Source organism: Devosia oryziradicis (genome assembly GCF_016698645.1).
In the GTDB taxonomy this organism is placed as follows: domain Bacteria; phylum Pseudomonadota; class Alphaproteobacteria; order Rhizobiales; family Devosiaceae; genus Devosia; species Devosia oryziradicis.
On record NZ_CP068047.1, the window covers coordinates 379,054 to 394,946 of the forward strand.

Genomic DNA, 15,893 nt, shown 5'->3' on the forward strand with positions numbered 1-15,893 from the left:
GCCTATCACGCTGACAACCCCTGAAAACGGGGCGTTATGCTTTCGTCATTTTCACTTAGAGGCCATCGGTCACCGCATGGGTGAAGGCACCCTCCGGCGCCTTGGTGATGGCCGGATTATCGGGGGAAACGGCCGACAGCAGCGTATCGACCGTCTGCTGGTAATCGGCTTCGTCGAGCGCGCCGGTCGAGCCTTCGGTCAGCTTATTGACCTCGGTCATCTGATAGAGCTGGTCTTCCAGCGTCATGGCGCCAGTCGAGTCATTGTCCAGCACGATCTGGGCGGCTTCCTCGGCGTTGGCGCGGGCATATTCCCAGCCCTTCATCGAGGCGCGGACGAACTTGGTCATCTTCTCGACGAAGGCCGGATCGGCGAGGTTTTCTTCCAGCACATAGAGGCCATCCTCGAGCATGCCGACGCCTTCGTCGCGGTAGTTGAACACCGTCAGCTCTTCGGGCGTGATGCCGGCCTTCAGCACCTGGCCATATTCGTTATAGGTCATAGTGGAGATGCAGGCGGCCTGCTTCTGGATCAGCGGGTCGACGTTGAAGGCCTGCTTGAGCACTTCCACGCCATCGGCGCCCCCTTCGGTCGAATAGCCCAGCTTGGCCATCCAGGCGTAGAACGGATACTCATTGCCGAAGAACCAGACGCCCAGTGTCTTGCCCGGGAAATCAGCGGTGGTCTCGACACCGGCTTCCTTGAGGCAGGTCAGCAGCAGGCCCGAATTCTTGAACGGCTGGGCGATATTGACCAGCGGCACGCCACGCTCGCGAGCGGCAAGGCCAGCAGCCATCCAGGTGGTAATGACATCGGCACCGCCGCCGGCGATCACCTGCTCAGGCGCAATATCGGGGCCGCCCGGCTTGATTTCTACGGTGAGGCCTTCTTCTTCGTAGAAGCCCTTGGCCTGGGCGACATAGTAGCCGGCGAACTGGGCCTGGGTGACCCACTTGAGCTGCAGCGTCACGGTATCCTGGGCCCAGGCGCCGCCTACTGCCGCCATCGTCATTGCGCCTGCAAGGGCGCCGATCAGAAGTTTCTTCATTGCCGTTTTCCCTGAGTTTGGCATTGCCTTATGCACCACGCACAGACGGATGCCAGAAGGTGACGCCCCGTTCGATCAGGACAATCACCCCGTAGAAGACCGAGCCCGCGACTGCCGCCACCGCGATTTCGGCCCATACCATGTCGACATTCATCCGGCCGACTTCGGTAGAAATCCGGAAGCCCATTCCCACAATGGGCGTCCCGAAGAATTCCGCTACGATTGCGCCGATCAAGGCCAAAGTCGAGTTGATCTTGAGGGCGTTGAATATGAAGGGGCCCGCAGCGGGAAGCCGTAACTTCATAAGGGTTTGCCAATAGCCGGCCGCATAGGTGCGCATCAGGTCGCGCTCGATGGCTGAAGATGCGTTGAGGCCGGCCACGGTATTCACCAGCATGGGGAAGAAGGTCATGATGACGACGACCGCAGCCTTGCTGGGCCAGTCGAAGCCGAACCACATGACCATGATGGGGGCGACGCCGACAATGGGCAAAGCCGAGACGAAATTGCCCAGCGGCAGGAGGCCCGACTTAAGGAAGGGCGAGCGATCGATCAGGATGGCGACGACGAAGCCGAGGCCACAGCCGAGCGCGTAGCCGATCAGCACCGCCTTGAGGAACGTCTGCTGGAAATCGGCCAGCAGGGTCGGCACCGAGGCGGTGATGCGCGCCCAGATCATCGAGGGCGGCGGCAGGATGACCTGCGGCACATTGCCGGCGCGGGTGACGACCTCCCAGACCACGAGAATGGTGACCCCGAAGGCAATGGGGATAAGGAGCCCGAGACCGGCATTGTCGCCGAGGCCCGGTGCCAGGGTCTTGCTGAGGCGTTCGACGAAGAGCCAGGCGAACAGCCAGGCTGCGATCAGCGCCATCCAGAAGAAGGGCGGCGTGGGCGCGAAGGCGCCGATGGTGGTCAGCACAGCCACGGCGCCCAGTACGGCAAAGGCGCCATCGGCCCAGAGGCCGAGCGGTACGAAGAAGCGGATCAGCGACAGGAAGCCAAGCGCAAGGAAGGCCTTGAGCAGGAGAGCAGTCTCAAAAGGCGTTACGACGCTCAGCGCGAAGGCGGCGGCGGAAAGGCCGCCGGCAACAAGCGCAAGGAAGAACTGGAGCTGGCTCATGCGGGTCGCGCCCCCATGGAGCGATTTACCAACCGCTCGACAACGCCGACCGCAATGACCAGCAAAGCTGCGAGGATGGAGGCCGCGAAAAGCGCGGCCCAGATTTGCACCGTCTGGCTGTAGTAGGAGCCAGCCAGCAGGCGGGCGCCGAGGCCGGCCACGGCGCCGGTCGGCAACTCACCAACAATGGCGCCAACCAGCGAGGCAGCGACGCCGACCTTGAGCGAGGCAAAAAGGAAGGGCATGGCGGCGGGCCAGCGCAGCTTCCAAAAGGTCTGGCTGGGCGAAGCATTGTAGGTGTGCATGAGGTCGAGCTGGATCGCCTCGGGCGAGCGCAACCCTTTGACCATGCCGACCGCCACCGGGAAGAAGCTGAGATAGGCTGAGATTATGGCCTTCGACATCAGTCGCGCTGGGTCAGTGGGGATGCCCATGGTGCCGGTGAAGATGTTGAAGCCGATGACTACGATCAGCGGCGCGAGCGCCAGGATCGGGATGGTCTGGCTGGCGACGATCCACGGCATCAGCGAGCGGTTCATCGCCTCGTTGTGGACGATGAGCACCGCGAGCCCGACGCCTAGCAACGAACCCATGACGAAGCCCAGCGCCGTGGCCGAAAAGGTAACCCAGGCGTGGAAGATCAGGCTCCGCGGCTTGTTGGGCGCGACAAGTGCAGTGGAGTTCCACAGCTCGCCGAACACCTGGTGTGCCGTTGGAAGAACGGGCTTTTCCTGGTTCCAGGTATCCTGGACAAACTGGGTGAACGGCACATCTACCATGTCACCGCGGCGATAGACGTCGTTCTGCCAAGGCGCATTGAGCCCGATGGCCGCCGCATACCAGATGGCGACGATGGCGAGCAGGACGACGATGATGGGACCCGCGCGGGTCATTACACCGTCTCCTCGTAGGAGTGCCCTGCCCTGAGTCCATCGCGCACCCGCGCGGCAATGGCCAGAAACTCCGGCGTCTCGCGGATATCGAGGGGGCGCTCGCGCGGCAGGTTGGATTCGATCACGTCGGTTACGCGCCCCGGCCGCGGCGACATGACCACGATCTTGGTCGACAGGTACACCGCCTCCGGAATGGAATGGGTGACAAAGCAGATGGTTTTCTGCGTACGGTCCCAGAGCTTGAGCAGCTCGGAATTGAGATGGTCGCGTACGATTTCATCGAGCGCGCCGAAGGGTTCGTCCATCAGCAGCAGGTCGGCATCGAAGGCCAGGGCGCGGGCAATAGAGGCACGCTGCTGCATGCCGCCCGACAATTGCCAGGGATATTTCTTCTCGAACCCCGAGAGGTTGACCAGGTCCATGGTGCGCTTAATGCGCTCGGCTTGCTGGCTGGCGCCATAGCCCATGATTTCGAGCGGCAGCGCGATGTTCTTTTCGATGGTGCGCCAGGGATAGAGCGCCGGTGCCTGGAACACGTAGCCGTAGGAGCGATCCTTGCGCGCATTTTCAGGGGTCTGGCCATTGATGGTCAGGGTGCCCGAGGTTGGCTGTTCCAGATCGGCAATGGTGCGCAGGAAGGTGGTCTTGCCGCAGCCGGACGGGCCGATGAAGGAGACGAACTCGCCCTTGTTGATGGTGAGGTTGACGTTGCTGAGCGCGACGACGTCGCCGTCATTGGTCTTGAAGGTCAGGCCGAGATCGGTCGCGGAAACGACGGCCTCGGTCCTGTCGGCGCTGGTGGGGGAAGACGTCGTCACGGACAAGGAGTTCTGCCTTTGGATGGAATGCGGAGCGGCCTGACCATGAGGGCTGGGTTCAGCATGGCGCGACCTCGCCCCACTTTGTGCCGTCGCCGAAGAAGATTTCGATCTTGTCGCTGGTGGACTGGCGCAGGACGAACTGCCTGACGTCGAGATTGTCGAGCGTGCCTTCCTGATGGCAGATGCCCGAAACAAGCTGCGCACCGCTGCCAGCCGTGGCGATATCGGCGATCTCGCAGCTGAAGATATACCCACTGATCCAGTCGGGACGGAGCATGATCATGTTGTCGATGTCATAGTCGCCATCGCCGGTCATCCAGCCGCAACCGCTGGCGTCGCCCCAGTCACCCTCAATGGCCAGCTGCGCGCCGGCCGCAGGAGCAGCAAGCGCGAGCAGCGAAGCCAAGGTGAGGATGCGCAGCAGCAATCAAACCCCCGTCGCCGGAATACCCGACCGTTCCACCTTGCGCGGTGCGACGATTTCTTTCCACTGGCTCAGCGCCCGGTGCACAGGGTTCTTCGCTTCCCGGCCCACGAATTTGCCATGGCCGGGCTCGGTCCTGACCTCGCTCTCGACGATCGAGACCTTGCCGCGCGTCAGGACGAACCGCGGCAGGCCGGTGACTTCGAAACCCTCGAACACGTTGTAGTCGATGACCGACTGCTGGTTGGCAGCCGAAATAGTCTTGCTGCGCTTGGGGTCCCAGACCACCAGGTCCGCATCGGCCCCGACCAGCACGGCACCTTTCTTGGGGTAGAGCCCCAGGATCTTGGCGATATTGGTCGAGGTCACGGCCACGAATTCGTTCATCGTCAATCGGCCGGTATTGACGCCTGACGTCCACAGCACCGGCAGGCGGTCTTCCAGACCGCCCGTACCATTGGGAATCTTGGAGAAATTGCCGATGCCGTTGCGCTTCTGTTCGGTGGTGAAGGCGCAGTGGTCCGTCGCGACGCAGGAGAGGGAACCGGACTGCAGGCCGGCCCACAGCGAATCCTGGTGCAGCTTGTTGCGGAAGGGCGGCGACATGACGCGACGGGCGGCATGGTCCCAGTCCTGGTTGAAATACTCGCTTTCGTCCAGCGTCAGATGCTGCACCAGCGGCTCGCCATAGACGCGCATACCCTTCTGGCGGGCGCGGCGGATGGCTTCATGCGCCTGCTCGGAGCTGACATGGACGACATAGAGCGGGACGCCGGCCATGTCGGCGATCATGATGGCGCGGTTGGTGGCTTCGCCTTCGACCTCCGGCGGCCGCGAATAGGCATGCGCCTCGGGTCCGTTATTGCCCTCGGCGAGCAGCTTGGCCGTCATGGCCGCGACCACGTCGCCGTTTTCGGCATGGACGAGCGGCAGGGCACCCAGGTCGGCGCAGCGCTGGAAGGACGAGAACATCTCGTCGTCATTGACCATTAGCGCGCCCTTATAGGCCATGAAATGCTTGAAGCTGGTGATGCCGCGATCGACGACATCGGCCATTTCATTGAACACCTGCTCGCCCCACCAGGTGATAGCCATGTGGAAGGAATAATCCGCCGACGCCTTGCCGGTCTTGTTGTCCCACATCTGCAGGGCTTCGAGCAGCGACTGGTTGGGATTGGGCAGGCAGAAATCGACCACCATCGTGGTGCCGCCGGAGAGGCCGGCCCGAGTGCCGGATTCGAAATCATCGGCGGAGTAAGTGCCCATGAAGGGCATTTCGAGATGGGTATGGGGGTCGATGCCGCCGGGCATGATGTAGCAGCCCGTGGCGTCGAGGGTCTCGTCGCCGGACAGGTTCTGCCCGATCTCGACGATGGTTTCGCCGTCGATGAGGACGTCGGCTTTGTAGGTGAGATCGGCGGTGACGACGGTGCCGTTTTTGATGACTTTGGTCATGGTCTACCCCATTCGAAATCTTGGGTTTGCACGGGCCTTCCCCTCACCCGCCGCTACGCGGCGACCTCTCCCCAATGGGGAGAGGAATGGATCGAGCCAGTGCTTGGCGATGTGAAGACGCTGCGGCGCGGATGCCGCCTATTCCTCTCCCCATCGGGGAGAGGGTGGCCGGAGCGAAGCGGAGGTCGGGTGAGGGGGGAGCCCTCGATCGCGCTCAGAATGGCGGAAGCGACCCCGTCGAGATTTTCGAGCACTTCGTTATTCCAGAAGCGGAGGACTGAGTAGCCCTGTGCGTTCAAGTAGGCCGTGCGGACTTCATCGCTGGCAGTTTCGGCGTGTTGGCCGCCGTCAACCTCAATGATCAAGCCAAGCTCGCGGCAGGCGAAGTCGGCAATGTACGAACCGACCTGCAGTTGACGAACGAACTTGCGTTGAGCCAATCCACGATTGCGTAGCGCCGACCACAGATGGCTCTCCGCATCCGTGGCGTTCTGGCGAAGCTGACGGGGTCTTTGGCTCACCGACGCGCCCCCTCACCCGCCGCTGCGCGGCGACCTCTCCCCGATGGGGAGAGGAAAGCCAAGGCTTTGGCGGAGCCGCTCACTCCACGATCTCCGCCGTTTCCACCACCGCGTGGAACAACACATCGGCACCTGCCGACGCCCAATCCTTGGAGATGTCTTCGGCCTCATTGTGGCTCAACCCGCCGACACACGGGCACATGATCATCGTGCTCGGTGCCACCCGGTTGGTCCAGCAGGCGTCGTGGCCGGCGCCCGAAATGATGTCCATGTGGCTGTAGCCAAGCTTTTCGGCGGCCGAACGGACGCGCTGCACCAGGGTCGGGTCGAAGGCGACGGGGTCGAAATGGCCGACGGCCTCCATCGCATAGCCGACCCCGAGCTCGGCACAGATGGCCTGGGCCTTTTCTTCGATCTGTGATCGCATCGAAGTCAGCTTGCCCAGTTCGGGCGAGCGAATGTCGACCGTGAACACCACCGTACCCGGCAGCACGTTGCGCGAATTGGGGGAGAACTTGACCTGCCCCACACCGCCGACGGCGCCGGGCTGGTGGGCCATGGCGATCGCCTGCACCGCCTCCATGATGCGGGCCATCGCGAGCCCGGCATTGACGCGCATCAGCATGGGCGTCGAGCCCGTATGGGCCTCCTTGCCGGTCAAAGTGAATTCGAGCCACCACAGGCCCTGGCCGTGGGTGACGACGCCGATCTGCCTCTTCTCGGCTTCGAGGATCGGGCCCTGCTCGATGTGGTACTCGAAATAGGCATGCATCTTGCGAGCGCCGACCGGCTCCTCGCCGACCCAGCCGATGCGCTGGAGTTCATCGCCGAAGCTCTTGCCGTCCATGTCCTTGCGGCCATAGGCCCAATCGAGGGTGTGGATGCCGGCAAAGACGCCCGAGGCCAGCATGGCCGGGGCAAAGCGGGCGCCTTCCTCGTTGGTCCAGTTGGTGACGACGATGGGGTGCTTGGTCTTGATGCCGAGGTCGTTCATCGAGCGGACCACTTCGAGCCCAGCCAGCACGCCCAGCACGCCATCATATTTGCCGCCGGTGGGCTGGGTATCGAGGTGGCTGCCGATATAGACCGGCAGGGCATCGGGATCGGTGCCCGGGCGGGTCATGAACATGGTGCCCATCTGGTCGACGGCCATGCTGAGGCCGGCGTCGTCGCACCAGGCCTGGAACAGTTCGCGGCCCTTCTTGTCGTCGTCGGTCAGCGTCTGGCGGTTGTTGCCGCCAGCGATGCCGGGACCGATCCTGGCCATATCCATGAGGCTGTCCCAGAGCCGATCACCATTGATACGAAGGTTTTCTCCTGGGGCGGACATATGGACCAGATCCTACTTGACGCTCGGGAACGAGAATTCGGCGCCGCCCTTGATGCCGGCGGGCCAGCGGGTGGTGACGGTCTTGAGGCGGGTGTAGAAATGTACGCCTTCGGGGCCGTAGATGGAATGGTCGCCAAAGAGCGAGCGCTTCCAGCCGCCGAAGGAATGGTAGGCGACCGGCACCGGGATCGGCACGTTGATGCCGACCATGCCCACTTCGATCTTATCGGCGAATTCGCGGGCGGCGTCGCCGTCGCGAGTGAAAATGGCGGTGCCGTTGCCATATTCGTGGTCGTTGATGAGCTTGACCGCTGAATTGTAGTCGTCGGCGCGAACCACCGAGAGCACCGGGCCGAAAATCTCTTCCTTGTAGATGGTCATGTCTGGCGTGACGTTGTCGAACAGCGTGCCGCCAACATAGTAGCCGCCTTCATAGCCCTGGAGCTTGAAGCCGCGGCCATCGACGACCAGCGAAGCGCCCTGTTCGACGCCCGAGTCGATGTAGCCGACGATCTTGTCGCGGTGCATCTTGGTGACGACGGGACCCATCTCGGCGTCCTTGTCGGTGGCCGGGCCGATCTTGAGCGATTCGACGCGCGGCTTGAGCTTGGCGACCAGCGCGTCGGCGGTGTCCTTGCCGACAGGAACGGCGACCGAGATGGCCATGCAGCGCTCGCCGGCCGAGCCGTAGCCGGCGCCCATCAGCGCGTCGGCCGCCTGGTCGAGGTCGGCATCGGGCAGGATGACCATGTGGTTCTTGGCGCCGCCCAGGGCCTGGACGCGCTTACCGGCCTTGGTGCCACGCTGGTAGACATATTCGGCAATCGGGGTCGAGCCGACGAAGCTCACCGCCTTGATGTCGGGATGGTCGAGGATGCCGTCGACCATCTCCTTGTCGCCATGGACGATGTTGAGGATGCCCTCGGGGAGTCCGGCTTCCATGAACAGGTTCCAGGCCAGCATGGAGGCGCTGGGATCGCGCTCGGAGGGCTTGAGGATGAAGGCGTTGCCGCAGGCTATGGCCGCCGGATACATCCACATCGGCACCATGGCCGGGAAGTTGAACGGGGTGATACCGGCGACGACGCCGAGCGGCTGCCGGTCCGAATAGCTGTCGATACTGGGGCCGACATTGCGGCTGAATTCGCCCTTGAGCAGTTGCGGGATGCCGCAGGCGAAATCGACACAGTCGATGCCGCGGGCAACTTCGCCCAGCGCATCGTCATGCACCTTGCCATGTTCCTTGCTGATCTCGCGGGCCAGGTCGTCGGCATGCTGGTCGAGCAGGGCCTTGAACTTGAACATGATGCGGGCGCGCTTCATGGGCGGTGTGTTGCCCCAGGAGACCTGTGCCTTCTTGGCCGAGGCGACCGCGTCGTTGAGTTCACTCAGCGTCGACAGCGGCAGCTCGGCCGATTGCTCGCCGGTGGCCGGATTGAAGACCGGGACGCGGCGGCCCGATGAGACGTAACGCTTGCCGGCAACGGCGTTCTCGATGACGTTCATCAGTCGATGCTCCTCAGCGCGGTGCGCACGCCGTCGATCAATTCGCCGATCTGGGCTTCCGAGACGATCAGCGGCGGGGACATGGCGATGATGTCGCCGGTGGTGCGGATCAGGTAGCCGTCCTCGAAGCATTTGAGGAAGGCGGAGAAGGCGCGTTTGGTGGGCGAGCCGGCGATGGGTTCGAGCTCGATGGCGCCGACAAGGCCGATATTCCTGATGTCGATGACATGCGGCTCGCCCTTGAGCGAATGCAAAGCGTCCTGCCAGACCGGAGCCAGCTCGGCGCCGCGGGTCAGGAGACCCTCGTCCTTGTAGGTTTCGAGGGTGGCAAGGCCTGCGGCCGATGCGATCGGGTTACCCGAATAGGTGTAGCCGTGGAAGAACTCGATGACGTGTTCCGGGCCCTGCATGAAGGCGTCGTGGATTTCGGCCGAAACGAGCACCGCGCCCATGGGGATGACGCCATTGGTCAGGCCCTTGGCAGTGACCATGATGTCGGGCGTTACGCCGAAATAGTCGGCGCCGAAGGGGGTGCCCAGGCGCCCGAAGCCGGTGATGACCTCGTCGAAGATCAAGAGGATGCCGTGCTTCTTGGTGATCTCGCGCAGGCGCTTGAGATAGCCGGCGGGAGGGATCAAGACGCCGGTCGAACCGGCGACGGGCTCGACGATGACCGCGGCGATGGTCGAAGCATCATGCAGGGTAACAATACGCTCGAGCTCATCGGCGAGATCGACGCCATGTTCGGGCAGGCCCTTCGAGAAGGCGTTCTTGGTCAGGTTATGCGTGTGCGGCATGTGGTCGACGCCGGTCAGCAGGCTGCCAAACATCTTGCGGTTGGTGACGATGCCGCCCACCGAAATGCCGCCGAAATTGACGCCGTGATAGCCGCGTTCGCGGCCGATCAGCCGGAACCGGCTGCCGTCGCCCTTTACGCGGTGATAGGCCAGCGCGACCTTCAGCGCAGTCTCGACCGATTCAGAGCCCGAATTGGTGAACAGGACGTGGTCGAGCCCCTTGGGGGCGATGTCGACGATGCGGTTGGCGAGCTCGAAGGCCTTGGGATGGCCCATCTGGAATGCCGGCGCGTAGTCGAGCTCCGCAGCCTGGCTCGCAATAGCCTCGACGATCTTGGGTCGGGCATGGCCGGCATTGACGCACCACAGGCCCGCCGTGCCATCGAGCACCTGGCGGCCATCGGAAGTGGTGTAGTGCATGTCCTTGGCGGCGACGAACATGCGCGGGGATTTCTTGAACTGCCGATTGGCGGTAAACGGCATCCAGAAGGCGCTCAGGTCGTTCGGCACCACGGCATTAGAATTGGACACGAAGTCTCGCTCCCGTTGATTCTGGTCCGGCCTGTCATTTGGCACTTGACGGGAGGCCGTTAAGTCCAGAAATTTTGACCAGTTGGAAAAATGTTAGCACTCCCAAACTTTCCCGCAAGGCGAAAATGCCGCCCTCAAAGCTGAAAAGTGCCGATCCATCAGCCGCGCCCAAGCGGCAGCACAAGGCCGACGCCAAGGCGGCTGCAGCGCATACCCATCCAAAGCCGCGCCCGCTGACCCGCATCCAGCGGGAAAAGCAGGACGTGATCCTGGAGGCGGCGCTGGAGGTGTTTTCGGTGCATGGCTTTCGCGGCGCGACGATCGACCAGATCGCCGAAGTGGCCGGGATGAGCAAACCCAACCTGCTCTACTATTTTCCGCGCAAAGAAGAGATCCACCGCCGGCTGATGGCGGCCCTGCTCGAAACCTGGCTGGCGCCGCTACAGGAAATGAACGCCGATGGCGATCCGTTTCCCGAAATCCGCTCCTATATCCGGCGCAAGCTGGAAATGGCGCGCGACTATCCTCGCGAAAGTCGGCTCTTTGCCAACGAGATGCTGCAAGGTGCGCCACGCATCAGCGAGATGATCGAGATCGATCTCAAGAACCTGGTCGACGAAAAGGCCAAGGTCCTGCTGGGTTGGATGGACGAGGGCAAGCTGGCGCGCACCGACCCCTATCACCTGATCTTCTCGATCTGGGCGACGACGCAGCATTACGCCGATTTCGACGTGCAGGTGCGTGCGGTGCTGGGCAAGGACCGGGGTGGAGAGGGCCGCTTCGAGGATGCCGCACGCTATCTCGAGCAACTGTTCCTGTACGGCCTGACACCGCAGCGACGGCGATAGTTTAGCGATCGGTTGACAATCCCCGCGTGCCCGTATATTACTTAAGCACAAGATTAAGTAATGCGAGGCCGCAGATGACCCAGCACGTCCATGCGCATATGAGCCTGTCGCTCGATGGCATCGGCACCGGCGTGAACCAGAGCCGTGAAAAGCCATTTGGCGACGGGATGGAGGGGGAGCCGCTGCATCGCTGGATGTTCGAGGATGGCGACAATAACCGGGCCGAAATCGACGCCATCTGCGACTATGGCGCCTTCATCATGGGCCGGAACATGTTCGCTGCGCCCGGCCCCGACGCGTGGGAGCCGGAATGGAAAGGCTGGTGGGGCCCCAATCCGCCCTACCACGCACCGGTTTTCGTGCTGACCCACCACCAGCGCCCGCCCATCGAAATGGAGGGCGGCACGGTGTTTCACTTCGTCACCGAGGGGCCCGAAGTGGCGCTGTCCAAAGCCCGCGCCGCGGCAGGCCAACGCAACCTCGTGGTTGCCGGCGGGGTCAGCACGCTGCGCCACTATCTCAACCGCGGGGATGTCGACTTCGTGCACCTGCAGATTGCGCCGGTGGTGCTGGGCCGGGGTGAGCGTCTCTGGGACGGATTGACGGCAAAGCTGGAACCGATCGGGGCGCGCGCCACCCGGTTCGCCACCCACATGGACTATCGGGTCAGCAAGGCGGACTGACGCGGTCAGGCTGGCAATAGAGACAAGGGCAACAGGCCCGCCGCACGGGCCGGCTCGTCACCGGCAAAGTGGTAGCGGCTGCCGGGGCGGGACTTGGCGCGGTAGAGGGCGGCATCGGCGGCGCCCATCAAGGTCGCGGGCGGCAGGCCCAGATCGCCGGAGGGCACGATGCCCAGACTCACGCCGACGCGGACGCTTTCGCCTGTGATCAGGATGGGCTGCTCGATAGCGGCAATGCAACGACGGGCCAGTGCCGTCAGGGTGTCCCTGTCGACCCTGGTGGTACTGAGCAAGGCAAACTCGTCGCCTCCCAACCGGGCCAGCAGGTCTGCTCCCTCGACCAGCGACGACAGCCGGGAACCGACGGTGCGCAGCACGTCGTCGCCAGCCGCGTGGCCATGGACGTCGTTCACCTGCTTGAAGCGGTCGAGATCGAACAATACAAGGGCAAAAGGCTCCTCGGCGGCAGCCATGTCGGCCAGGACCGTATCAAAGGCCAGCCGATTGGCGAGGCCGGTCAGGGCATCGCTGCGCGACTGCCGGTGCGCCAGACGGCGCTGGCGCTCGATATCGCCTACCACCCGGCGCAGCTGGATAAGCACGGTCAGCACCAGCAGCAGCATGCCCCCGATTATAGGCAGGCGGATTGGCGCAAAGCGCAGCAGGACCTGCTCGGCCGTGTTGGCCCGCGTCCAGGTGAGGTAGCTGCCGGATGGTCCCTGCCCGGCCAGAAGTGGAATCTGCTGCAGCCGCGCATCGGCAATCAGCTCGTAGCTGAGGTGAGCCCCTTCAAGGCCGCCGACCTGGCCGATCAGGGCGACGTCGTCGTCGGATAGGGCGCCTTTGGCAGACAGCGCGTCGATGGCATTGGCGGCCCGCAGCCGCTCGGCGGCCAGGCTGGTCTCGTCAAGGTTCCGCGCGACCTGGAATGCCGTTATCACCAAGAGCGCGGCGGCCACGACCAGCCCAATGGCGCAAAGCAGCACCAGCCGGCCGATGGTCCTCATGCCATGATGTTCGTCCCGATGCCCTGCCGCGGTTGCGGTCGGGGTGCCGGGCCGATCGAAAGATTGCGTAAACATGCCTGCGTCCTAAGCCGGGCCAGTGTGCACCGCCACAGATTGGCAAAGTGTTATCGCCGGTCCGGGAACGGGGTGAGCGGCTGCCGCAATCACGCCATATATCGCGTATCGGCCGCCCCGAATTGATCGAATTCGGTCGCGGAACCTCAAAAATGTGCCAGTTCGGGACATTGTGAATGCAACCGTGACCGCATCGCCACACTGCGCAAGCTGGTTCTCTCAAGACACCAATTGTTTTGTCATCAGGCGTCAGAACGCCGAAATCGGAGATTCATTTTCTCCAATGCACGCTGCTCGGTCGCTTGCAGTGAAGCAGTAGAGCCGCATTTGGTGCGGCAATCACGCAACAGGCAGGGCTCTGCGGCCAGTTCTGCCCAATATGGGCACATTGTGGCCCGCTGCGCCCATTAGTCAGCACCTCACCTTAACTGAAGTGAGTGCCTAGTTTGATTAGAAAAGCCGTTTCCGTCGTCGCAGTTGCTGCAACTTTTCTCACCCTTTCCACTGCAGCCTTTGCCCAATGCGGCGGCGCCTCCTGGTACGGTCCCGGTTTCAACGGGAAGCGGGCAGCGTCGGGAGAAATCTTCAACGAGAACGCCATGACGGCGGCGCATCGTTCCCTCCCCTTCGGCACCAAGGTCACCGTTACCGACCAGCGGACCGGCCGGGAAATCCAGGTGACCATCAATGACCGTGGACCGTTTCACGGCAGCCGGATCATCGATCTGAGCAAGGCGGCAGCCACCGAGCTGGGCTTCCGCAATCGCGGCACGACATCGGTCTGCATCAGCGCGCTCTGATTTCCGAACGAAATCCAACGCCAGACGAACAGGGCCGTCCCACCGGGGCGGCCCTTTCGCTTGTCAACGCAGGCCAAGCGCCTCGATGGCGGCCACCTGGTCGGGATCGAGCACACCCTGCCGTTCGGCCACCAGGGCCTGGTCGAGCTCGGCGACATTCTTGACGCCCAGCACCAGCGTATCGACGCCCTCGATCCCCAGGGCATAGCGATGCGCGACGATGGCGGGGTCCTCGCCCCATTGCGCGCACAGCTCCCGGAAGGGGGCAGCGCGGTGGAAGTCGGCCGAGGTCGGCGAATTATCCGCCCGGTCGAGGCCCGAGGTCAGGGCACCGGCCTGCACGGCGCGCACACCCATGACGCCGACGCCGGCGGCCTTGGCCGCGGCGATAACATCGCGCGGGCGCGGGGCGAGGCCAGTGCCGTTCATCTCCCCGGGGCTGTCAAGCAGGTTGGCAATGGCCTGTACGGCCACCGGCAGCAGACCGGATGACATCGCGTCGATGGTGGCGGCGGCGTGATTGATGCCGGTGATGCCCCAGTGGCCGATCAGCCCGTCCTCCACCAGCCGTGCGAAAGCCGGTCGCACGGCAGAGCGATAGAGCGACAGGGCGGTGGAGCGTTCGTCGCGTGGCGGCTGGCCGGCTGGGTAGTGGAAGTCATCGGGCCGGATTTCGCTATGCAGCAGCATGATGTCGACGCGCTCGAGCCGCATGTCCTTCAGGCTGGATTCCAGTGAACGGCGCAGCCGCGGATAGACCTCGTCCTCGGGAACCGTGCCCAGGCTGTACTTGGTGGTAACGCGAACGCCCCTGGGCAGCTTGCCTTCGAAGGCGCGGCCGATCCTGGCCTCGCAGATCTTGTATCCCGGCGCGGCGTCGATGAGATCAATGCCGTTGTCGACGGCGTGCCGCAGGGTTGCCACGGCATCGTCCTCCGAAGTTGGGCCCCAGACCTGGCCGATGCCGCCGCCGCCCAGGGTCAGGCGGCTCACCGGTCCGAAAGCGCCGAGTGTGTTGCTTTGCATGCTGGTTCTCCGGTTCAGGCTGCGGTGTCGAGCCGATGCATCTGCTCGGGTGTCAGTTTGAGTGCGGCGGCGCCGAGATTCTCGGCAAGCTGCTCCTGGTTGGAAACCGCCATCAGGGGGATGATGGCCGGTGTGGAACACATCATCCAGGCAAGGACAACCTGGCCGGCGGTGGCGCCCAGTTCTGCCGCCACCGCGTCCAGAGCGACGCGCCGCCTCGCATTATCCTCGGTGCGGATTTCGGCGCCCATTTTCTCAGGGTGGTGATAGGCGCCGCGCAGCAGGGGCGAATAGGCGATGACGCGGAATTCGGGGTTGAAGCGAATATAGTCGAGATGCTGGCCGCGCAACCCGCCCTCGGTGCCCCAGCCGCCGCGCAGGCCCATGGTCGCGTTACGCTTGAGGTCGGAGTCCGGACGCGGGCGGAAGTAACTGAAGTGCTGCTGCAGCCCGACATATTCAGGGAAGCCCAGCTGGCGGCTGAGCTGCCGCGCCCGCTCGATGCGCCAGACGGTATGGTTGGAACAGGCGATTGCCCGCACCTTTCCCGACCGGACGACGGCATCGAACCCGGCCAGGGTTTCCTCCAGTGGCGTGGTGCGGTCGTCGATATGGGCATAGTAGAGATCGACATAATCGGTGCCAAGGCGGCGCAGGGAATCCTCGATGTCCCGAATAATCGTCTCCTTGCCCAGGCCCTGGATGTCCTCGAGTCCGGCACCGGGGCGGCTCGGCAAGGCGCCGGTCTTGGTGGCGATCACGAGATCGTCGCGCCGGCCCCGATCTTTCAGCCAGCGGCCGAGCAATTCCTCGCTGGCGCCCGACCGCCCGTTGGCGGGCCAGAAGGCATAGTTGTTGGAGGTGTCGATGAAGTTGCCACCTTCGGCAACGAAGCCATCGAGCAGGCGGTGCGAGGTCGCCTCCTCGGTGGTGGTGCCGAACAGCATGGCGCCGAGCGAGAGGCTCGAAACCGAAAGCGGGCCCAGTGTGGTGCGGTCCATGTTG

At 63.6% G+C, this 15,893-nt stretch carries 16 protein-coding genes; 3 read left to right on the forward strand and 13 right to left on the reverse strand.

All coding sequences use genetic code 11. The annotated features are described in order from the left end of the window. Positions 1–55: 55 nt before the first annotated feature. The 10 genes from JI749_RS01825 to JI749_RS01870 all read right to left on the reverse strand — a co-directional run bounded on the left by JI749_RS01825 (position 56) and on the right by JI749_RS01870 (position 10,401). Entirely contained in the window at positions 56–1,048 is a 993-nt protein-coding gene (locus tag JI749_RS01825) for an ABC transporter substrate-binding protein (protein ID WP_201658012.1), read from the reverse strand. A gap of 28 nt (positions 1,049–1,076) precedes the next feature. Next, positions 1,077–1,922, reverse strand: coding sequence for an ABC transporter permease (locus JI749_RS01830; RefSeq protein WP_201662436.1), 846 nt, complete (start codon positions 1,920–1,922; stop codon positions 1,077–1,079). Between the two features lie 245 nt (positions 1,923–2,167). Then, positions 2,168–3,064 (reverse strand): ABC transporter permease, encoded by an 897-nt coding sequence (locus JI749_RS01835; RefSeq protein WP_201658015.1) that lies wholly within the window; start codon positions 3,062–3,064, stop codon positions 2,168–2,170. Next, complete coding sequence (locus JI749_RS01840; RefSeq protein WP_201658018.1) at positions 3,064–3,882, reverse strand: ABC transporter ATP-binding protein; 819 nt, start codon at positions 3,880–3,882, stop codon at positions 3,064–3,066. Before JI749_RS01840 ends, JI749_RS01835 begins: the two co-directional genes overlap by 1 nt. A 58-nt stretch (positions 3,883–3,940) precedes the next feature. Next, complete coding sequence (locus JI749_RS01845; RefSeq protein ID WP_201658021.1) at positions 3,941–4,312, reverse strand: hypothetical protein; 372 nt, start codon at positions 4,310–4,312, stop codon at positions 3,941–3,943. Further along, on the reverse strand, positions 4,313–5,764 hold the full coding sequence (gene hydA, locus JI749_RS01850; protein ID WP_201658024.1) for a dihydropyrimidinase: 1,452 nt from the start codon (positions 5,762–5,764) through the stop codon (positions 4,313–4,315). 53 nt (positions 5,765–5,817) lie between these two features. After that, a complete protein-coding gene (locus JI749_RS01855; RefSeq protein WP_201658027.1) occupies positions 5,818–6,285 on the reverse strand; it encodes an endonuclease domain-containing protein in 468 nt (155 codons plus the stop codon). Between the two features lie 79 nt (positions 6,286–6,364). Continuing rightward, positions 6,365–7,615: a Zn-dependent hydrolase gene (locus tag JI749_RS01860; protein ID WP_201658030.1), complete on the reverse strand. Its 1,251-nt coding sequence runs from the start codon at positions 7,613–7,615 to the stop codon at positions 6,365–6,367. A 12-nt stretch (positions 7,616–7,627) separates the two neighbouring features. Next, positions 7,628–9,121 carry a CoA-acylating methylmalonate-semialdehyde dehydrogenase gene (locus tag JI749_RS01865; protein WP_201658033.1) on the reverse strand — a complete coding sequence of 498 codons (1,494 nt, stop codon included), beginning with the start codon at positions 9,119–9,121 and terminating at the stop codon, positions 7,628–7,630. Further along, the gene (locus tag JI749_RS01870; RefSeq protein WP_201662439.1) at positions 9,121–10,401 is read right to left on the reverse strand and encodes an aspartate aminotransferase family protein; all 1,281 of its coding nucleotides are present in this window, start codon (positions 10,399–10,401) and stop codon (positions 9,121–9,123) included. Before JI749_RS01870 ends, JI749_RS01865 begins: the two co-directional genes overlap by 1 nt. Before the next feature lie 173 nt (positions 10,402–10,574). Between JI749_RS01870 and JI749_RS01875 the strand changes: the two genes are divergently transcribed. After that, complete coding sequence (locus JI749_RS01875; RefSeq protein ID WP_201658036.1) at positions 10,575–11,297, forward strand: TetR family transcriptional regulator C-terminal domain-containing protein; 723 nt, start codon at positions 10,575–10,577, stop codon at positions 11,295–11,297. Between the two features lie 74 nt (positions 11,298–11,371). Beyond that, complete coding sequence (locus JI749_RS01880) at positions 11,372–11,980, forward strand: dihydrofolate reductase family protein (RefSeq protein WP_201658039.1); 609 nt, start codon at positions 11,372–11,374, stop codon at positions 11,978–11,980. Positions 11,981–11,985: 5 nt separating this feature from the next. Here the strand turns inward: JI749_RS01880 and JI749_RS01885 are convergent, their stop codons facing one another. Continuing rightward, positions 11,986–13,062, reverse strand: coding sequence for a GGDEF domain-containing protein (locus JI749_RS01885; protein WP_201658042.1), 1,077 nt, complete (start codon positions 13,060–13,062; stop codon positions 11,986–11,988). A gap of 437 nt (positions 13,063–13,499) precedes the next feature. Here JI749_RS01885 and JI749_RS01890 point away from each other — a divergent pair, with 437 nt between their 5' ends. Beyond that, positions 13,500–13,862, forward strand: a complete 363-nt coding sequence (locus tag JI749_RS01890) for a septal ring lytic transglycosylase RlpA family protein (RefSeq protein ID WP_407644894.1) — start codon at positions 13,500–13,502, stop codon at positions 13,860–13,862. Positions 13,863–13,925: 63 nt separating this feature from the next. Here the strand turns inward: JI749_RS01890 and JI749_RS01895 are convergent, their stop codons facing one another. Both JI749_RS01895 and JI749_RS01900 read right to left on the reverse strand, forming a co-directional pair. Next, positions 13,926–14,888: an aldo/keto reductase gene (locus JI749_RS01895; protein WP_201658048.1), complete on the reverse strand. Its 963-nt coding sequence runs from the start codon at positions 14,886–14,888 to the stop codon at positions 13,926–13,928. A gap of 14 nt (positions 14,889–14,902) precedes the next feature. Next, a complete protein-coding gene (locus JI749_RS01900) occupies positions 14,903–15,889 on the reverse strand; it encodes an aldo/keto reductase (protein WP_201658051.1) in 987 nt (328 codons plus the stop codon). Positions 15,890–15,893: the final 4 nt, after the last annotated feature.

What these genes read in the sequence shown, in the direction of transcription:
- JI749_RS01825 (WP_201658012.1), bottom strand. Translation starts at nt 1,048, where the DNA reads ATGAAGAAACTTCTGATCGGCGCCCTTGCAGGCGCAATGACGATGGCG.
- JI749_RS01830 (WP_201662436.1), bottom strand. Translation starts at nt 1,922, where the DNA reads ATGGCGCTGATCGCAGCCTGGCTGTTCGCCTGGCTCTTCGTCGAACGC.
- JI749_RS01835 (WP_201658015.1), bottom strand. Translation starts at nt 3,064, where the DNA reads ATGACCCGCGCGGGTCCCATCATCGTCGTCCTGCTCGCCATCGTCGCC.
- hydA (WP_201658024.1), bottom strand. Translation starts at nt 5,764, where the DNA reads ATGACCAAAGTCATCAAAAACGGCACCGTCGTCACCGCCGATCTCACC.
- JI749_RS01860 (WP_201658030.1), bottom strand. Translation starts at nt 7,615, where the DNA reads ATGTCCGCCCCAGGAGAAAACCTTCGTATCAATGGTGATCGGCTCTGG.
- JI749_RS01865 (WP_201658033.1), bottom strand. Translation starts at nt 9,121, where the DNA reads ATGAACGTCATCGAGAACGCCGTTGCCGGCAAGCGTTACGTCTCATCG.
- JI749_RS01870 (WP_201662439.1), bottom strand. Translation starts at nt 10,401, where the DNA reads ATGCCGTTTACCGCCAATCGGCAGTTCAAGAAATCCCCGCGCATGTTC.
- JI749_RS01875 (WP_201658036.1), top strand. Translation starts at nt 10,575, where the DNA reads ATGCCGCCCTCAAAGCTGAAAAGTGCCGATCCATCAGCCGCGCCCAAG.
- JI749_RS01880 (WP_201658039.1), top strand. Translation starts at nt 11,372, where the DNA reads ATGACCCAGCACGTCCATGCGCATATGAGCCTGTCGCTCGATGGCATC.
- JI749_RS01885 (WP_201658042.1), bottom strand. Translation starts at nt 13,062, where the DNA reads ATGTTTACGCAATCTTTCGATCGGCCCGGCACCCCGACCGCAACCGCG.
- JI749_RS01895 (WP_201658048.1), bottom strand. Translation starts at nt 14,888, where the DNA reads ATGCAAAGCAACACACTCGGCGCTTTCGGACCGGTGAGCCGCCTGACC.
- JI749_RS01900 (WP_201658051.1), bottom strand. Translation starts at nt 15,889, where the DNA reads ATGGACCGCACCACACTGGGCCCGCTTTCGGTTTCGAGCCTCTCGCTC.